16 protein-coding genes and 1 tRNA gene are annotated in these 17,742 nt (G+C 68.1%); 11 read left to right on the top strand and 6 right to left on the bottom strand.

All coding sequences use genetic code 11. From position 1 onward, the window contains the following. Positions 1-7: 7 nt before the first annotated feature. A complete protein-coding gene (locus tag ACSMFO_RS15230; RefSeq protein WP_436459078.1) occupies positions 8-199 on the bottom strand; it encodes a hypothetical protein in 192 nt (63 codons plus the stop codon). 132 nt (positions 200-331) lie between these two features. Here ACSMFO_RS15230 and ACSMFO_RS15225 point away from each other — a divergent pair, with 132 nt between their 5' ends. Continuing rightward, complete coding sequence (locus ACSMFO_RS15225; RefSeq protein WP_436459077.1) at positions 332-1,849, top strand: NaeI family type II restriction endonuclease; 1,518 nt, start codon at positions 332-334, stop codon at positions 1,847-1,849. Between the two features lie 503 nt (positions 1,850-2,352). On the opposite strand, the gene ACSMFO_RS15220 is transcribed toward ACSMFO_RS15225, so the two are convergent. After that, positions 2,353-2,425: transfer RNA gene (locus ACSMFO_RS15220), tRNA-Ala, on the bottom strand. Positions 2,426-2,694: 269 nt separating this feature from the next. Between ACSMFO_RS15220 and ACSMFO_RS15215 the strand changes: the two genes are divergently transcribed. Then, the gene (locus ACSMFO_RS15215; protein WP_038518079.1) at positions 2,695-4,848 is read left to right on the top strand and encodes an RICIN domain-containing protein; all 2,154 of its coding nucleotides are present in this window, start codon (positions 2,695-2,697) and stop codon (positions 4,846-4,848) included. Between the two features lie 102 nt (positions 4,849-4,950). Next, complete coding sequence (locus ACSMFO_RS15210; protein ID WP_038518076.1) at positions 4,951-5,505, top strand: HdeD family acid-resistance protein; 555 nt, start codon at positions 4,951-4,953, stop codon at positions 5,503-5,505. Here ACSMFO_RS15210 and ACSMFO_RS15205 read toward each other — a convergent pair. Further along, positions 5,492-6,220 (bottom strand): hypothetical protein, encoded by a 729-nt coding sequence (locus ACSMFO_RS15205; RefSeq protein WP_436459076.1) that lies wholly within the window; start codon positions 6,218-6,220, stop codon positions 5,492-5,494. The genes ACSMFO_RS15210 and ACSMFO_RS15205 overlap by 14 nt on opposite strands. A gap of 25 nt (positions 6,221-6,245) precedes the next feature. Between ACSMFO_RS15205 and ACSMFO_RS15200 the strand changes: the two genes are divergently transcribed. From ACSMFO_RS15200 to ACSMFO_RS15170, 7 genes are all read left to right on the top strand, one after another. Then, on the top strand, positions 6,246-7,901 hold the full coding sequence (locus tag ACSMFO_RS15200; protein WP_436459075.1) for an FAD-dependent oxidoreductase: 1,656 nt from the start codon (positions 6,246-6,248) through the stop codon (positions 7,899-7,901). Continuing rightward, positions 7,898-9,319 carry an ATP-binding protein gene (locus tag ACSMFO_RS15195; protein WP_038518070.1) on the top strand — a complete coding sequence of 474 codons (1,422 nt, stop codon included), beginning with the start codon at positions 7,898-7,900 and terminating at the stop codon, positions 9,317-9,319. Before ACSMFO_RS15200 ends, ACSMFO_RS15195 begins: the two co-directional genes overlap by 4 nt. A gap of 139 nt (positions 9,320-9,458) precedes the next feature. Further along, positions 9,459-10,547, top strand: coding sequence for a hypothetical protein (locus ACSMFO_RS15190; RefSeq protein WP_037346518.1), 1,089 nt, complete (start codon positions 9,459-9,461; stop codon positions 10,545-10,547). After that, on the top strand, positions 10,547-11,701 hold the full coding sequence (locus ACSMFO_RS15185) for a toxic anion resistance protein (protein WP_436459074.1): 1,155 nt from the start codon (positions 10,547-10,549) through the stop codon (positions 11,699-11,701). The genes ACSMFO_RS15190 and ACSMFO_RS15185 overlap by 1 nt, the downstream gene beginning before the upstream one ends. Next, positions 11,698-13,320, top strand: coding sequence for a substrate-binding domain-containing protein (locus ACSMFO_RS15180; RefSeq protein WP_436459073.1), 1,623 nt, complete (start codon positions 11,698-11,700; stop codon positions 13,318-13,320). The genes ACSMFO_RS15185 and ACSMFO_RS15180 overlap by 4 nt, the downstream gene beginning before the upstream one ends. Next, on the top strand, positions 13,317-13,892 hold the full coding sequence (locus tag ACSMFO_RS15175; RefSeq protein WP_073847773.1) for a hypothetical protein: 576 nt from the start codon (positions 13,317-13,319) through the stop codon (positions 13,890-13,892). The genes ACSMFO_RS15180 and ACSMFO_RS15175 overlap by 4 nt, the downstream gene beginning before the upstream one ends. Before the next feature lie 131 nt (positions 13,893-14,023). Then, on the top strand, positions 14,024-15,130 hold the full coding sequence (locus ACSMFO_RS15170) for a peptidase inhibitor family I36 protein (protein ID WP_436459072.1): 1,107 nt from the start codon (positions 14,024-14,026) through the stop codon (positions 15,128-15,130). 42 nt (positions 15,131-15,172) lie between these two features. On the opposite strand, the gene ACSMFO_RS15165 is transcribed toward ACSMFO_RS15170, so the two are convergent. Together ACSMFO_RS15165 and ACSMFO_RS15160 are read right to left on the bottom strand one after the other, a co-directional pair. Next, entirely contained in the window at positions 15,173-15,967 is a 795-nt protein-coding gene (locus ACSMFO_RS15165) for an LmeA family phospholipid-binding protein (protein WP_436459071.1), read from the bottom strand. Positions 15,968-16,012: 45 nt separating this feature from the next. Then, positions 16,013-16,306 (bottom strand): hypothetical protein, encoded by a 294-nt coding sequence (locus ACSMFO_RS15160; protein ID WP_360122269.1) that lies wholly within the window; start codon positions 16,304-16,306, stop codon positions 16,013-16,015. 136 nt (positions 16,307-16,442) lie between these two features. Here ACSMFO_RS15160 and ACSMFO_RS15155 point away from each other — a divergent pair, with 136 nt between their 5' ends. Continuing rightward, the gene (locus ACSMFO_RS15155; RefSeq protein ID WP_436459070.1) at positions 16,443-17,141 is read left to right on the top strand and encodes a class I SAM-dependent methyltransferase; all 699 of its coding nucleotides are present in this window, start codon (positions 16,443-16,445) and stop codon (positions 17,139-17,141) included. Here ACSMFO_RS15155 and ACSMFO_RS15150 read toward each other — a convergent pair. Next, the gene (locus tag ACSMFO_RS15150; RefSeq protein WP_436459069.1) at positions 17,128-17,736 is read right to left on the bottom strand and encodes a hypothetical protein; all 609 of its coding nucleotides are present in this window, start codon (positions 17,734-17,736) and stop codon (positions 17,128-17,130) included. The genes ACSMFO_RS15155 and ACSMFO_RS15150 overlap by 14 nt on opposite strands. Positions 17,737-17,742 lie beyond the last annotated feature (6 nt).

The raw sequence follows: 17,742 nt of genomic DNA, 5'->3' as shown, positions 1-17,742 counted from the left end.
CTGCCGGTCACCGCACCTCGCGACGCGGCGAGTCGAGCCGGTTATGTCCACGCATATTCCACCGGGCGTAGAGGTTCGACATCGCCAGCGCCGCGGTGCTGAGGTCGGCGGCGCGAGCCCCGGCGATGAAGAGCGAAACTCCGGCGACAACCACCGTGAGCAGGGCGAGCAGGTCGTAGAGATGAGGACGGGAGGGCATGTCGGGGTGCTCCTGGATGAGGTGAGGACGGGTTCGGCGGACTCGCCGTATGACGCCGACTCTGCCCGCGACCGGCCTGCTGGGTAAACTTCTCTCTGAGACAACTCAACTTGTTGCGAGACAAACGAGGCGATGGCCGCACGTCAGGGACGGCCGCGGGGCCGGTGCCGTGGCGATTCCCAGGAGATCAACACACTGGCGCAGCTGCTGCAGGAGCAGCTCCGGCGGGCCGGAATGTCAGTCCGCGGACTCTGCGCGGCCTTCGAGGAGAGGCATTTCCCGGCCGGCGCACCCGCACACGCCACGGTTCAGCGAAGGCTCAACGGTGAGGGCCTGGGCAACCAGCGCGCACTGATTGAGGCGGTCATCGAGCTCTGCACGCCGGCGAACGATCAGGAAGCGATCCGGACCACGGCGTCGCGGCTGATGCGGAAGGCGGCCGCGGATCCGACGCCGGTCCGGCCCGAGGAGCCGTCGGACCGGCTCGCAATCGTCGCCGCCGAGCTCGGCAGGGTCCGATTGCGGCTGCTCAACGTCCAGCAGGAACTGATCGAGGAACGTAAGCTCCGGGCTGAGGCGGAGAAGAGCGCGTTCCGGGCTTTCGCCAGCTTGACTTCGGTATTGGGCCTTCTCGACACGTCGCCGCCGCCTCCGGCCGGTTCGACCGACACGAAGGTGCTTGACCGGGAGATCCCACAGGTCACCGCGCAACGCGACGAAGCCGGCCCTCCACGACCGGCCCAACCGACGAACTCTGATGGCTCGCTTTCTGATCCCGCGCTCGACGCCCTGGAAGCGAAGTTCCGGACGATGGATCCCGACGGACGCAGAATGGCCGCCTGCCTGCGCCGGGTCCTCGACCAGCAGCTCGATGGCGGTCACACGGGCCGTTTTCAATGGACGCAGCTGTCGAAGGCCGAGAAAGGAGCCACAGGAACACTCGTCGCCTTGAGCGTCGGCAAGGAGTTCGGGCTGGGATCCGGCGACGTCGCCGAATTCGAACTCGACGGCGTCGAGTTCGCCGTACGCTATTCGGTGCGGCCGAGCGGCTGGCTCATTCCCCGGGAAGCGGTCGACGGGATCTGCCTTCTCATCACCGCGGACGATCGAACATCCGTCTGGAGTGCCGGCCTCGTGCGGCCCAGGCAGAACATGTTGCTCGGAAACGTGCAGAGAGACAGGAAGGCGCCGCTCAGCAAGGGCAGCCTGGAGGAAGTCCGCTGGCTGCAGCGGGATGCCGCCCTGCCGGAGAACGTGCTCGCCCGGTTGCCGCAATCGGATGTCGTGGCGATCTTCGCCCCGGTTTCGGGGCAAGCGAGAATCGATGAACTCCTGCGGCGGGTACAGGGCAAACGGATCAGTCACACCGTGGTCGACACCGTCGCTCTCCAACGGGACAGCGTGAAGCGCCTCCGCGACGCCAAACGACGCTTGGTGGACGATGGGATCGTCGTGCTCAATGGCTCTCCACGAAATCAGGCGGTCGCGGGGGCTCTCGGTCTTCCCGTCCCGGAAGTCAAAGGGCAATGGGTGAGCGCACGCGTCGTGCCTTCCGAACAGGATGACGACCGCGCGTTCTTCGAGGCGGATGGGCGTCGCTGGAGGCTGGCGGATCCTCACGACCCGGTCACAGCCGGGCCGGTCTTGTAGGTCGACAACTCACGGGCGGCCACGATCCTGAGCGGAGTCTGCTGCGGCCTGATCATGCCTTCGCGGAGTGTGTTGCTTGAACTGCGACTATTCTCTGTCCGACGTCAGTCGTACTATGTTGCGCGGTTCGAATCTCGAGCGCCGTTGGCGCAAAGCACGCATGGCTGTTGGCCGACCGAATGCGCCACAGCCGGCCGGAACTGCCTGAACGCTCATTGACCCCCACCGCGCCGCGGTGGTGGGAAAGCAGGGGTGAGAACCTGCGGCAGCTGAGAGGTTTCCTGCCTCGCTTCACCGCGCGCTCCACGTGCCTTCGGCGTGGCGCCTGTTGCTGATCATGAAGTAGGCAGGGCAGCAAGATCGATCCTCCAGAAATCCTCCAGTTGAGGTTCCTGAATCGATCCGCGGCGGATCTTGAGGTGATCACCGAAGATCATCGGTCAAACGAGAAAACCCTCCCTGACCTGCGGAAGTTCCGCTGATTCGGGAGGGTCTTCGTGTTGTGGAGCTAAGGGGACTCGAACCCCTGACCCCCTCACTGCCAGTGAGGTGCGCTACCAGCTGCGCCATAGCCCCGGAGCGGATTTGCACTCCGCATCTCGTGTGTCCATACATTACACCGCCCGCGGAGGCCGTTCACGCGGGGGTCACTCTATGCGCCCATGGGTCAGGCAAACGTCGTTGACCTGCATCTTTGCGACTTATTTTTAGCCGTGTATTGACTCCGCGTGTGACCGCCGTTACGTTTTCGGGCATCGTGACGCCGAGGTCTCCGCCCGCTACGCCGCGTCTCCACTGGGCTCCGCCTCAGCTCGCCCTGCCCGAATGACGCGGAGGAGATCCTGATGAGGGCCAGAGCAGCCCTGATAGCCCTGTTTTCCCTGGTCGGAGCACTGTTGGTGGTGGCTCCGGCAGCGCAGGCGGCCATCGTTCCCGACACCTGGTACACCGTGTCGACCACCGGCGGGAAATGCGTGGACGCGCGCGCCGCCGGGACGGCGAACGGGACGGTCGTCCAGCAGTACGCCTGCAACCAGACCTTTTCCCAGCAGTGGCAGTTCCAGCCCACCTCGGGCGGCTACTACCGGGTCAACACCCGTAATGCCCCGGCGCAGGTGTGGGACGTCGCCGAGGTGTCGACGGCCGACGGTGGGCTGATCCACCTGTGGGCCTACGGCGGCGGGAACAACCAGCAGTGGCAGCCGGTCGAGGAATCGGGCGGGACGTATCACTTCGTGAGCCGCAACAGCGGCAAGTGCTTGGACATCCCGGGCCTCTCGACCCAGGACAGCACCCAGCTCCAGCAGTACGCCTGCAACGGCACCGGCGCCCAGTCCTTCCGGCTCACCCCTGTCACCGGCACCGCGAATCCCGACCTCGGGCCGAACGTGCTCGTCTTCGATCCGGGGATGTCGCAGTCGGCGATCCAGTCGCAAGTGAACAGCGTGTTCTCGCAGCAGGAGACCAGTCAGTTCGGCTCGAACCGGAAGGCGCTGCTGTTCAAGCCGGGCTCGTACAACGTCGATGTGAACGTCGGGTTCTACACGCAGGTGCTGGGGCTCGGCTTGTCTCCCGACAACGTGACGATCAACGGCGCGGTGCACGCGGAGGCCGACTGGTTCCAGGGCAACGCGACGCAGAACTTCTGGCGTGGCGCGGAAAACCTGTCCGTCAACCCCAACGGCGGCACCGATCGGTGGGCCGTTTCGCAGGCTGCGCCGTACCGCCGCATGCATGTCCGCGGCAACCTGCAGCTCGACGACGGCGGCTGGTCCAGCGGTGGGTGGATGTCCGACGTGAAGGTCGACGGTCAGGTGCGGTCCGGCTCGCAGCAGCAGTGGATCTCGCGCAACTCGCAGTTCGGGAGCTGGAGCGGCTCCAACTGGAACATGGTGTTCGCCGGGGTCGGCGGCGCGCCGTCGACCAGTTTCCCCACTCCGCCGTACACCACGGTGAACACGACACCGGTCGTGCGGGAGAAGCCGTTCCTCTACGTCGACGCCGCGGGTGCGTACCAGGTCTTCGCGCCTTCCAAGCGCACCAACGCCTCCGGCATCACGTGGGGCGCCGGCCAGCCGGGATCCTCGCTGCCGATCAGCCGGTTCTTCATCGCGAAGCCCGGCACGACGGCGTCGCAGATCAACGCGGCCCTCGCCGAAGGCAAGGACCTCCTGATCACACCGGGCGTCTACCACCTCAACGAGACGCTGCGAGTCACCCGGCCGGACACCGTCGTGCTGGGCCTCGGCCTGGCGACGTTGATCCCGGACAACGGAATCACGGCGATGACGGTGGCCGACGTCGACGGCGTCAAGATCGCCGGGGTGCTGATCGACGCGGGCACCACGAACTCGACCACGCTGATGGAGGTCGGCCCGGCGAACTCCGCGCAGGACCACGCGGCCAACCCGACTTCGCTGCACGACGTGTTCTTCCGCATCGGCGGGGCGGGCGTCGGCAAGGCCACGAACAGCCTGGTGGTCAACAGCGACGACGTCATCGGCGACCACCTCTGGATCTGGCGCGCCGACCACGGCAGCGGGGTCGGGTGGAACACCAACACCGCCGACACGGGCCTGATCGTCAACGGTGATGACGTCACGATGTACGGCCTGTTCGTCGAGCATTACCAGAGGTACCAGACGATCTGGACCGGCGAACGCGGCCGGACGTACTTCTACCAGAACGAAATGCCTTACGACCCACCGAATCAGGCCGCCTGGATGAACGGCTCGACGCGGGGTTACGCGGCCTACAAGGTGACGGATTCGGTGACGAACCACGAGGCCTACGGGCTCGGCAGCTACTGCTTCTTCAACGTGAATCCGAGTGTGGTGGCGGATCGTGCGATCGAGGTGCCGAACAACGCGAACGTCCGGTTCCGCAGCATGGTCGCCGTCTCCCTCGGCGGGAACGGGACCATCGCCCGGGTGATCAACGACCGCGGTGGACCGGCCAATTCGGGATCGAACGTGGCCAATCTGGTCGCTTATCCCTGATGACCCCGGTGCGCGCCGTGATGGCGGTCGCGGCGCGCACCGGCCTCACCCCAACGGGTGGCGTGCCGCGCGCTCCCGCGCGGGCGCTCCGATACTCGGCACATGCCTCTCGTCGGTCTCACCGTCGTCGAACCCCGCCTGGCCTGGCCGCTCGCCGCCGTGCGCGGGGTTTTCGCCATCCTGTTCGGCATTCTCGCGTTGATCTGGCCGGGAACGACCGTGCTGGCCCTCGCGATCCTCTACGGCATTTACGCCATCTTCGACGGCATCGGCGGCATCATGCAGGCCTTCCGGCCGGGCGACGCCGCTCATCGCGCCGCCTACGGTGTCCTCGGCGCGTTCGGGATCATCGCCGGTGTCCTCGTCCTGATCTGGCCGGGGATCACGGTGCTGGTGCTGGCCCTTCTGGTCGGCTTCTGGGCGATCTTCACCGGCATCGTCGAGATCGTCGCGGCGATCCGGCTGCGCAAGCAGATCGAGGGCGAGGCGTTCCTCATCGCGGCGGGCGCGCTGTCCCTGATCGCGGGCATCGTGATCGTGTTCAACCCGATCGCCGGCGCGTACGGGATCGCCCTCCTGGTCGGGATCTACGCCCTGCTGTACGGCGTGATGCTGCTCGTCCTGGCCTTCCGGCTGCGGAAACTCACCCAAGCCTGAAGGCCCGCCGCGAGTGGACCCGGGCTCCGGCGCGGCGCAGATTCGACAGGCTCGGCGAACCTTCCACCGCGGTCGCGACGGCGAACCGGTGACCCTCGCGAGCGGCCGTCGCCAGGCCGTGGAGGAGCAGCCGGGCCTGCGCGCCCTTGCCGCGGTGGGCTCGTGGCGTGGCCGAGCCGCCGAGGAGGACGCCGGTCCCGTGCGAACTCAGGGCCGCGGCGGAGATCGGCACACCGTCCTCGACCAGCAGCGACCGCCGGATCCGCGGGTCGGTGTGCTCGGCGGCCATGAACGCGGTCACGGCGTCTCCGCTTTCGTAGCCGTCGAGCAGGACGCGGAGGAAGACGTCGATGTCGGGAGAGTCGTCGATGCCCGCGTCCGACGCCGCGAGATCGGTGAGCGGAAGAGTCGCGATCGGACGGACCCCGGCGGGCACGAGACCGGTGCCGTGGGGGACCAAGCCCTCCGGGAGCACGAGCGTCGGCGGGTCGCCGTCCCAGCACGACGCCCTGGCCAGCCGGACGGCCCGCGGCAGGTTCTCCTCGGTGACCCCGGAGATCGTGCGCAGGAACCGCAGGTCCGGCGCCGTGGCCAGCACCGCCAGCAGGCCGTCGTCACGCCAAGCCTCGAAACGGCCGGGAAGCCTCGCGGCGGTGGCCGCTTCGCACGCGACGGCGGTACGGGCGTGAATCACTTTTTCGGCTTCGGTCGGCATGGACCGAACGTAATAGGCTGATCCGGTGAGCCAGCCGATCCTGTTGACCGTCGACGACGATCCCGCCGTATCCCGCTCGGTCGCCCGTGACCTGCGCCGAAGGTACGGAAAGGACTACCGGATCATCCGGGCCGATTCCGGCGCCGACGCCCTCGACGCGCTGCGCGAGATCAAGCTGCGCGGCGACGCCGTGGCCGCGATCCTCGCCGACTACCGGATGCCGCAGATGGACGGCATCGTCTTCCTCGAGAAGGCGATGGACCTGTTCCCGAACGCGCGCCGCGCGCTGCTGACCGCGTACGCCGACACCGACGCGGCGATCCAGGCGATCAACGTCGTCGACGTCGACCATTACCTGCTCAAGCCGTGGGACCCGCCGGAGGAGAAGCTCTATCCGGTCGTCGACGCGCTGGTGGAGACGTGGCGCGCGGTGGGGGAGCGGCCGGTCGACGAGATCAAGCTCATCGGCCACCGGTACTCCTCGCCGTCGTTCCACCTGCGCGACTTCCTGGCGCGCAACGCCGTGCCGTACCGCTGGTACTCCGTCGACGACGACGAGGGCCGCCGGATCCTCGAGGCGGCGGACGCGGCGCCGCACGACATCCCGGTGCTGGTCACCCCGGGCGGCACGGTGCTGCGCCAGCCGTCCGGTCCGGAACTCGCCGACGCCGTCGGCCTCTCCACCCGGCCCACCCAGGAGTTCTACGACCTGATCGTGATCGGCGGCGGACCCGCCGGGCTCGGGGCGGCCGTGTACGGCGCGTCGGAGGGCCTGCGCACGGTCATCGTCGAGCGCAAGGCGACCGGCGGGCAGGCGGGCACCAGTTCCCGCATCGAGAACTACCTCGGCTTCCCGGACGGTGTCTCCGGCGCGCAGCTCACCGACCGCGCGCGGCGGCAGGCGCTCAAGTTCGGCGCCGAGGTGCTCACCGCCCGCGACGTCGTGGGCCTGGAGGCACGCGGCTCCGCGCGCGTGGTCGTGTTCGGCGACGGGACCGAGATCTCCGCGCATTCCGTGGTGCTGGCCAGCGGCGTCACCTACCGGGCGCTGGAGGCTCCCGGCGTCGCCGAACTCGCCGGCCGCGGCGTGTACTACGGCTCGGCCGCGACGGAGGCGCCCGAGTGCAAGGGCGAGCACGTCTACATCGTCGGCGGCGCGAACTCGGCGGGGCAGGCGGCCGTGTTCTTCTCCAAACACGCCGCCGACGTCACCATCCTCGTCCGCGGCCAATCACTCGAAGCGTCGATGTCGCATTACCTGATCGAGCAGATCGCCGGGATCGGGAACATCCACGTCCGCACCCGGACCACCGTGGTCGAGGCCCACGGCGACGATCACCTCGAACGGCTGACGCTGTGCGAGAACGGCGGCGCGACCGAGACCGTGCCCACCGGACACCTGTTCATCTTCATCGGCGCCGCCCCGCGCACCGACTGGCTCGGCACGGAGATCCAGCGGGACGACCACGGTTTCGTGCGCACCGGGCCCGATCTGCTCACCGACGGCGGCCCGCCGCCGGGCTGGCCGCTGGATCGCGACCCGCACTACCTGGAGTCGTCCATCCCGGGCGTCTTCGTGGCGGGCGACGTCCGGGCCGCGTCGGTTAAGCGTGTCGCGTCGGCCGTCGGCGAAGGCGCCATGGCGGTCACCCTGGTCCACCGTTATCTGGAGGAGCAATGAGCGTTCTGCCCAGGGAAGAACTGCGCGGGCTCTTCCTCTTCGAGCATCTCAGCGAGGAGCAGCTCGACTGGATCGACGAGCACGCCGTGCTGGAGCAGTACACCGGCGGCACCACGGTCATGCGCGAGGGTGAACCGGCCACCTGCTTCTATCTCCTCCTGTCGGGCGCGTTGCGGATGACGCGGCTCGTCGGTGGCACCGAGGTCGAGACGATCCGGTCCGACCAGCGCGGCGCGTACTGCGGCGCGACGCAGTTCTTCGTGCACCAGGAGACCGAGCACACCTACGGCGCTTCGGTGCACGCGGTCAGCGACCTCACCTTCCTGACCCTGCCCGCGGCCGAGTTCGCCACCGAGTTCCGCCGCTGGTTCCCGATGGCGACGCATCTGCTGGAGGGCATGTACCTCGGCTGGCGCAACAGCGACACCGTCATCGGTTCGCGACGGCGGCTGCTGGCGCTCGGCGAACTGTCCGCCGGGCTGACCCACGAGCTCAACAATCCTGCGGCCGCCGCCGTCCGCGCGACGGCGTCGCTGCGGGAGCGGGTCGCCGGGATGCGGCACAAACTGGCGATGCTGGCGAAGAAGAACGTCGACCCGACGCTGCTGGAGCAGCTGCTCGACATCCAGGAACAGCTGGTCAAACAGGTCGCGTCGGCGCCGAAGCTGACCGCCATGCAGCAGGCCGACCGAGAGGACGAGATCGGCGACTGGTTCGACGACCACGGTATCGACCAGGGCTGGGATCTCGCCGACATCTACGTCCGCGCCGGGCTGACGGTGCCGGATCTCGACCGGCTGCTCGACGCGGTCGGCGAGACCTTCCTCGACGGCGCCGTCCGCTGGCTCGCGTACGCGCTCGAGACCGAGATGCTGATGGGCGAGATCGAGGATTCGACCACCCGGATCTCGGTGCTGGTCGGCAAGGCCAAGCAGTACTCGCAGATGGACCGCGCCCCGCACCAGTGGATCGACGTCCACGAAGGCCTCGACTCGACCCTCGTGATGCTGGCGGGCAAGATCGCGCCGGGGATCCGCGTGGTGAAGGAGTACGACCACACGATCCCGAGGATCCCGGCGTACGCGGGCGAACTGAACCAGGTGTGGACGAACGTCATCGACAACGCGCTCGGCGCCATGGGAACCGAGGGCACGCTGACCCTGCGGACGTCCAGGGTGGACGATCACGTGCACGTCGAGATCGGCGACACCGGACCCGGTATCCCGGCGGAGGTGCGGCAGCGGATCTTCGAGCCGTTCTTCACCACGAAACCGGTGGGGCAGGGGACCGGCCTCGGCCTGGACATCTCCTGGCGCATCGTCGTCGAACGGCATCAGGGCGACCTGCGGGTCGATTCGGCGCCGGGTGACACGCGGTTCACCGTGTGCCTGCCGGTCTCGGAGCAGTCCGTGATCTGATTTTCCTTATCCCCCAAGGTTTCGACAGAAAGTACCGACGGCTTCCGTTCATCGATCGTTCACTTCGAAATGGCTCGCCCGCGCGTCAAAAGAGTCGTACGGGCTGAAAGATCGAGCCTGTGAACGAGGGGGTTGGCCGGTGAAACGCCGTCTGTCGATCGGTCTGGCCGTGGTGCTGCTGCTGGCCGTGGCCGCGGTGATCGTCTGGGGCCGGGACGGTGACGAGAACACCGCGCAGGGCACGGATCTGACCACGGTGCGCGGGGTCATCGGTTCGGAGAAGCTCGCCTTCTTCTCCGACAAACGGGTGGCGGACGCGTTCGCGAAGCACGGGCTGAAGGTCGAGGTCGACACCGCGGGCTCGCGGCAGATCGCGAGCATGGACCTCGGGAAGTACGAGTTCGCGTTCCCGTCCTCGTCGCCCGCCGCGCAGCGGATCCAGCGCGATCACCAGGTGACCGGTGTGCACACGCCGTTCCAGTCGCCGATGGCGGTCGCGACCTTCGAGCCGATCGTGAACCTCCTGAGCGCCAACGGGATCGTGCGCAAAGGCGCCGGCGAGTATCAGGTGCTCGACATCGCGAAGTACCTCGAAGCCGCCCAGAAGGGCACGCGCTGGGACCAGCTTCCCGGCAACACCGCGTTCCCCGCGCGCAAGAACGTGCTGGTCACGACCACGGACCCGCGCGAATCGAACTCGGCGGCGATGTACCTGTCGATCGTCTCGTTCGTCGCCAACGGGAACAACGTCGTCAGCACGCCGGAAGCCGAGGCGAAGGTGCTGCCCGCGGTGTCGAAGCTGTTCATCGACCAGGGGTACACGCAGAACAGCACCGAAGGCCCGTTCGAGGACTACCTCGCGGCGGGGATGGGCAAGACGCCGATGGCGCTGATCTACGAGTCGCAGTTCGTCGACCGGCTGGTGCGCGCCGACGGGTCGATCCGGCCGGACATGCGGCTGCTCTACACCGCGCCGACGGTGTACTCCAAGCACACGCTCGTGCCGCTGAAACCGAACGGCGACCAGGTCGGCAGGCTGCTCGCGACCGACCCGGAGCTGGGGAAACTCGCCGCGACGTTCGGTTTCCGTACCGGGGATCCGCGGTTGTTCGCCGACGTCGTCGCCGCGGCCAAGGCGCCGGTGCCCGCGGATCTGGTGGACGCCGTCGAGCCGCCGTCGTACGAAACGCTGGAGCGTCTGCTCGACGCGGTGAAGAAGCAGTACTGATGGACGATTTCACGCTCACTCCACCCGAACCGGTGGAGGCGATCCCGGCCGAGCGGGCGGCCGGCCTGGTCACCCTCGCGCCGGAAGTCCACGCCGCAGTCACGAAGCGCGCGGAGGGGTTCGCCTGGCGTCTCGAAGCGCTCGACGTCCGGTCGCCGGACTTCACACGCGTCCTGGACGAACTGCTCGCGGTCGGCGAGTCCGACATGCGCGCGGCGGCGACCGTCGCCGGTGCGCTGCTGGACCGGTCGACGCGGGCGCTCACGGAAATCGGATCGCCACAGCACCAGGCGACGGTCAGCCTGGCCGGGCTCCGGCGGGCCGTGGCGGAGATCGATCCGGCGAAACTGCCGATCACCGGCCGCAAGCTGATGGGGCTGATCCCGGTCGCGGGCAGCGCGAAGAAGGCTCTGGACCGCTATCGCGCGGCGAACGAGCCGGTGAACGCGCTCGTGCTGGACCTGCGTGCGCGACAAGACCAGCTGCGACGGGAGAACGCCGCGCTCAAGGGTGAACGAGAACGTCTGTGGGCGACGCTCGGCAAGCTCTCGGAAGCGGCCGCGTTCGCCGAAGCCGTCGACACGGCCGTCGACCGCCAAGCCGGGATCTTCGACTTCACCGACCCCGCGCGGGCCAAGGCCTTGCGGGCGGACGCGGTGCATCCGATCCGGCATCGACACCAGGATCTGCTGACCCAGCTCGCCGTCAGCGCGCAGGGTTACCTGGCGCTGGATCTGGTGCGGCGCAACAACGACGAGCTGATCCGCGGGATCGAGCGGGCGGTGTCGACCACGGTCGCGGCGCTGCGGGTCGCGCTGGTGGTGAGTGGGGCACTCGCCGGGCAACGCGACGTCCTCGACGAGATCCAGGCCGTGCAAGCCACGACCGACGGCCTGATCAGGGCCAACGCCGAAATACTGGAACTGCGCAGCGCCGAGATCCAGCGTGCGGGCAGCGATCCGGCGGTGGCGGTGGCGACGATCCGTGAGTCGTTCGAGCGGATCTACCGGAGCATCGACGCGATCGACGAGTTCAAGGCGGGGGCCGTCTCGACGATGGCGGCGACCGTGGAGGCGCTGTCCGGGGAGATCCGGCGGGCCGAAGACCATCTGCGCCGGTCACACGAGACGGCGGCGGCCGAGGGGGCATCGTGAAACGCTGGGCTGTGCTCACGGTGGCGGCGATCTGCGCGCTGTCACTGGTTTCCTGCGATTCGAGCGAAGGCGGGACGGGGCTGGGAGAGGCCGAGGCAGGCACCCTGCGGGTGCTCGCGGGCAGCGAATTGGCCGATCTGCGGCCGCTGCTGGAACAGGAGGCGGCGGCGACCGGCGTCAAGGTCAAGTTCCAGTTCACCGGGACGTTGGAAGGCACCGAGTCGTTGGCGAACGGCAAGGTGGACGGTCAGTACGACGCCGTCTGGTTCTCGTCGAACCGGTATCCGGCGGCGGTTCCGGAGGCAGCCGAACGGTTGGGCGAGCAGGTGAAGATCATGAGCTCGCCGGTGGTGCTCGGCCTGTCCGCGTCGGCGGCGCAACGGCTCGGCTGGACCGGACGGCCGGTGGGCTGGGGTGAGATCGCCGAGCAGGCCGGGAAGAAGGCCTTCACCTATGGCATGACCGACCCGTCCGCGTCGAACTCCGGTTTCTCGGCGCTCGTCGGGGTGGCGTCGGCGCTCGCGGGGGCGGGCAACGCGATCGACGCTCAGCAGATCGCTTCCGTCACCCCGAAACTGACCGAGTTCTTCAGTGCGCAGGCGATGTCCGCGGGCTCGTCGGGCTGGCTTTCCGAGGCCTACCAACGACGGGCGAGCGGCCAGGATCCCGGCAAGAAGGTCGACGGCCTGATCAACTACGAGTCCGTCCTGTTGTCGATGAACGCGAGCGGAAAACTGCCCGAACCGCTGACGCTGGTGTATCCCTCCGACGGTGTCGTCACCGCCGACTATCCGCTGACTTTGTTGCAGAGCGCGAATTCCGACGCGCGGGACGCGCACCGCAAGCTCGCCGAACGGCTGCGGACGCCGGACACCCAGCGCAAGATCATGGAGACCACACAACGCCGTCCGGTCGTGCCGGGGGTCGGGCTGGGGCAGCAGTTCGCGCGAAAGGATCTCGTCGAGCTGCCGTTCCCCGCGACGCAGCAAGCGGTCGACGCGTTGCTGGGCGCCTACTTCGACAAGATCCGGCGGCCGTCGCGGACGCTGTACGTGCTCGACACCTCCGGTTCCATGTCGGGCGACCGGATCGAGTCCCTGCGCGCCGCACTGATCGGGCTGACCGGCGCCGACGGTTCGCTGACCGGGCGGTACCGCCGGTTCCGCAGCCGTGAGGAGGTCACGATGCTGCCGTTCGACACCGTGCCCGGCAGTCCGGAGACGTTCACCGTCCCGGAAGGCGATCCACAACCCGCGTTGGACAAGATCAAGCGTTTCGCCGAGGGCCTCGACGCGAACGGCGGCACGGCGATTTACGACAGTCTTCAGCGCGCGTACGACATCATGGGACCTTTGGTCGCGCGGGACCCCGATCGCTTCAACTCGATCGTGCTGATGACCGACGGGCAGAACGCGAACGGCGCCAAGTTCTCGGACTTCCAGTTGAGGTTCCCGTCGTTGCCGGAGGCGATGCGGCAGATCCCGGTGTTCACCGTGATCTTCGGCGAAGGCGACTCCGCCGAACTTGGCGAGGTCGCGAAACGCACCGGTGGCAACGTGTTCGACGCGCGAGGCGACGTGCTGCCCAAGGTGTTCCAGGAAATCCGCGGGTACCAGTGATCGGGTACCTCGGCTCCACGAAGAACCTCGCCGGTTGTGTCGGCGGGCTGATCGGGCTGGCCCTGTACCTGACCGGCGTCGTCGGCGGGTTGTGGCCGCTGGTCGTCGCGGGGCTGTACGCGGTGTTCGCCCTGCTCGCGCCGCCCGAGAGGGTCCGGCTCGTCTCGGTGGACGCCGTCGCCGAGGCCGGGCAGCTGCGGGCCGACCTCGAATCGCTGGTGGGCAAGGTGACCGAACGGGCGCAGCGGATGCCCGAGTCCTCTGTGGACGGTGTTCGGCGGATCGCCGAGGTGCTCGAAGACCTCCTTTCGCGGCCGGAGCGGTGGGCGGCGAACCCGGACGTCCAGCACGCCGTCACCCGGTTGGCACGAACGGATCTGCCGCTTTCAGTGGAGACGTACCTGAATCTGCCGTGGTGGTTCGCGGCCAAACGGCCGGCCGACGAACTCCTCGCGCAGCTGGAACTGCTGGAGACCGAGGCACACCGGATAGCGGAACGCTTCTACGCCGGCGACGTCCATCAACAGGCCGACCACACGCGCTATCTGCGCGAGCGCGGCGAATCGGCCTAGCGGTCCCGTTCAGTGGTAAGCGAAAAACAGTCTGCCGGTCGTTCTGCATGGGCAAGCCGGTTTCCCCGTGGTGGACTCGTGACGCCGATCCGATCATGGTCGGTATTCCGTCTTCCCCAGGGAGTTCAGACGTGCACAAGTACAGACTCGGGGCGGCCTTCCTGGCCGCTGTGGCGATGTGTCTCGCCGTCGTCGTCCCGGCGAACGCCGCGGAACGTGACGAGCACTGCGTCGCCGACACGATCACCGGAGCTTTCCGGTGCTTCGACAGCGTGGGCGAGTCCCTCGCCGCGGCGTCGGCGGGCGAGGTCGGCGCGTCCGCGACAGTGATCAGCGTGCTCTACGAACACGCGAACTTCGGCGGCGCGAGTGTCGCCGTCACCGGATCGCCGTGCGTCGAGGGGACGAACCAGACCATCGGCTTCCTCGGCTCGATGAACGACAAGGTCTCCTCGTTCAAGACCTTTTACAACTGCTACATCACGATGTACGAGCACGCCGAATACCAGGGCGCCACCCAGGAGTGGTACGCCAACGACAGCGCCAACTACGGGTCGAACATGAACGACCTCGGCAGCTCCGTCGTGTACTCGCGCGGGCCGTCCCGCGCCGAACTGCTCAAGGACTGCGGCCGCGCCACCAAGACCTGCAACGCCCACGTCGACCAGCGCGGCCAGGACTTCTACGGCGACTGGAACCGGGTGGACACGGTCTTCAACTGCAGTGCCAACAAGATCACCCAGGTGATCGGCAAGCGGGACACCCGAAGCGGGAAGAACACGGTGTCGAACGAGCTCAGCGTGAGCGCGGGCTTCGAGTTCCTCGTCCAGTGGACGGTGGCCTACAAGCGCACGTGGGGCCAGGAGTGGGGCTGGGAGACCAGCGAGAACGTCGAGACCCGGATCGAGGTGAATCCGGGCTACTGGGCGGGTCTGGACCGCTCTCCGGTGATGCGCGTGGGCTACGGCTCGTACGACATGTGGTACGACAAGCGCCGATGGGGTCACCACCAGTGGTACGTCTGGAACTTCAGCGGCGAGGGCCCGGCGCCCGGTGTCGTTGGCCAGACCAGGACCGTCGGCAAGAAGATGACGTCGGCCGAGAAGAAGAAGGCGTGCGGCACGAAGACCGGTCTCGTGCGGTCGTCCGCCCTCGCGGAGGCGGATACCGCCGCCGCGTCCGTCGCGAAGCCCGCCGCGCCCGCGGTGCGTGTCGCGCAGGGCGCGTTGCACAGCTGATCGAATGATGGCCCTCGTCACCGTGGCGAGGGCCATCGCCGGTCACCGTCCGCCGAGTCTCGGCAGGGTCAACGTGGTCACGGCCGTCGTCACCCAGCCCAGCAGGTCGCCGAGCGGAATGGTGGACAGCTTCTCCGGCCATTCCTCGGCCAGCGCGTGCAGGACCAGGTGACCGTCGTGCGCCTCGACCGCGGTGAGCCGGATCCCTTGCGGGAGTTCGGGCAGTGGCAGCACGATCGGCTTCAGCCGGGACGGCGGGCCGAACCGGCGGCGTCCGATGTGGACGGACATCGGCCGGAGGACGACGGCGTCGTGCTCCACAGTGGACTCAAGGGCGAGATGTCCCCAGCGGGGCCGCTTTTCCCAGCGGATGTGGAAATGCCCGTCGTCGCCGGGGGTCACGATGATGCCCGGCCGGACCTCGGCCACGCGCGCCTGGAGGACTTCCGGCGATACCCGGATCGCCATCTTCACCTGTTCGGGGATGGCGGCAGGGGAGGGGAGTGAGCGAAGGCGCACGTTCGACGCCAAGACGGTGATGCGTTCCAGCGGGGTTTCCGGCCAGTCGACGTCCTCGACGACGATCCGGACGTCGCCGACCCGGCCGGTGGCGGCCAGACTGAGGCTGTCGGTATGGTAGTCGAGCCCGGTCAGGGTGAGGCCGACGTCGTGCCCGTCCACCTTGGCCGTCAGCCTGCGCCCGACCAGCTGCTCGGTCACGGTCTTCAGGATCGCGGCCGGGGTCACGGGCACGTTCGGCAACAGCGCCCGCCCGGCGGCGGCCAGGCCGAACAGCTCGGGAAGCGGGTTCAGGTCGAACCATCTGCCGTCGCTCATCCGTCCAGTGTCGCCGAACGGGACGCCGATCGCCGCCGCAGGGGGTCAGCGGGCCGCGAAACGGGCGATGACGCCCGCCAGGATCACCCAGAACGCCGCGGCCAGACCGTAGTCGAGGATGACCGCGAGATTCGGGTCACTCACCGGGAAGAGACCCGGCCAGAACAACGCCAGCGGCCTGGCCAGCGCCTGGATGAAGATGAAGAAACCGTTGCCCGCGTTGGCACCCGCGAGCACCATCACCATGTACAGCAGCTCGATGAAAGCGAACAGCGCGCCGATGCCGGTGATGACGCGTACGGCGGTGTTGCTCCTACTGGTGGTTCGCCATCTGGACATGCCGGAAAAGTTCCCGCGCTCCGGCGTGACAAACGCGTCAAGGGCCAAGTTGCGCCGATCGGCCGTACCTCGCTTACTACCCGGAGACGGTCCGCGACACAGTGCGCACCAAGTGATATCGATTATCATTGCCGATATGACGACTGGGGACTGGAGTGATGGCTGGGATCGCCTCATGGCGCGGTATCAGCCAGGACGTGAGCAGGCGATCGAGCGGATGATCGAACTGATCGCGGCGCGCTGCGACGGGCGGACGCCGAGGGTGCTGGACGTGGGTGGCGGCACGGGCACTCTCTGTTCCCGTCTGCTTGCCCGTTTTCCCGAGGCGGAGGTCACGCTGGTCGATCTCGACCCGGTGATGCTGGCGATCGCTCGCGCGTCGCTGCCGTCTTCGGTGGAGGTGATCCGGGCCGATCTGCGTGATCCGGGCTGGGTCGCCTTGTTGCCGCACAGCGGTTACGACGCCGTTCTGGCGATCATGGCGTTGCACTACCTGCCGCCGGACCGGCTGACGGCGTTGTACGCCGAACTCGCCGGGCTGGTGCGGGCGGGCGGTTTCGTGGCGAATGTGGACGACATGCCGGATGGGGAAGCCGTGGCGTCCGCGAGCGACGACGGCTCTTGGGGCGCCTGGTGGGCTCAGGTCGCGGCGGATCCCGTGCTGGGACCGGCCGTGGTGGAACGGGCTCGGCTGTTCGGCGATTCGTCTTCGGCGGAATGGCATCCGCCCGCCGAGTGGCATCTGCGGGCCTTGAAGGCCGGGCCGGTCGACGAGGCCGCCGTGGCGTGGCGGAACGGCGACCAGGCCGCTGTGGTGGCCTTCAGGCCTCGCTGAACGGTGGATCGTCGAGCGGAGTGCCTCGCCATTGCCACCCGGCGCGCGACGGCCGTCCCGGTAGCTCCGTCCGGTCCGTCGCCCACAGCAACGCCGTCCAGGGATCGACACCGGTGACGTCGACATCCGGGAACATCCGGGCGAGCACTCGCGAACAGACGTCGCGCGGCGGGTCGAGGGTGACTTCGAGCCCCCTGGCCATGTCCTCGCCGTGGACCAGGACTTCGACGCAGCCCATCCCGGCGAAACCTTCGAGGTCGGCGTGGCCGCTCGGGTGGTACGCGCGGACGTCCGGGGCCACCGTGCGGAGCGTGGCACCCAGGATGCCGCCGGCGACCGTGACGAACTCCAGCATCTCCGCCGGAGTCGCGGCCTGGTCGGCGACGGATTCGAAGCAGACGAAACGCGGTGTCGACGGCCGCGCGATCAGCAGGCCCGCATAGGAGATCAGGCAGTCGCCGAGGTGTTCGGCCGTGCGCCAGGCGTTCAGGTCGCCGGTGCCCGACGCCGCCGACCAGTCACGGCCCGACGCCTGGCGTAGTTCACCGACCACGCTCGTGATCGCGGCGTCGAGGTCATCGGAGGTGACTGTCATCGTGGC

The sequence above is a fragment of the Amycolatopsis sp. w19 genome (genome assembly GCF_051373225.1).
In the GTDB taxonomy this organism is placed as follows: domain Bacteria; phylum Actinomycetota; class Actinomycetes; order Mycobacteriales; family Pseudonocardiaceae; genus Amycolatopsis; species Amycolatopsis japonica.
This window is presented reverse-complemented; position numbering and strand designations above follow the sequence as displayed.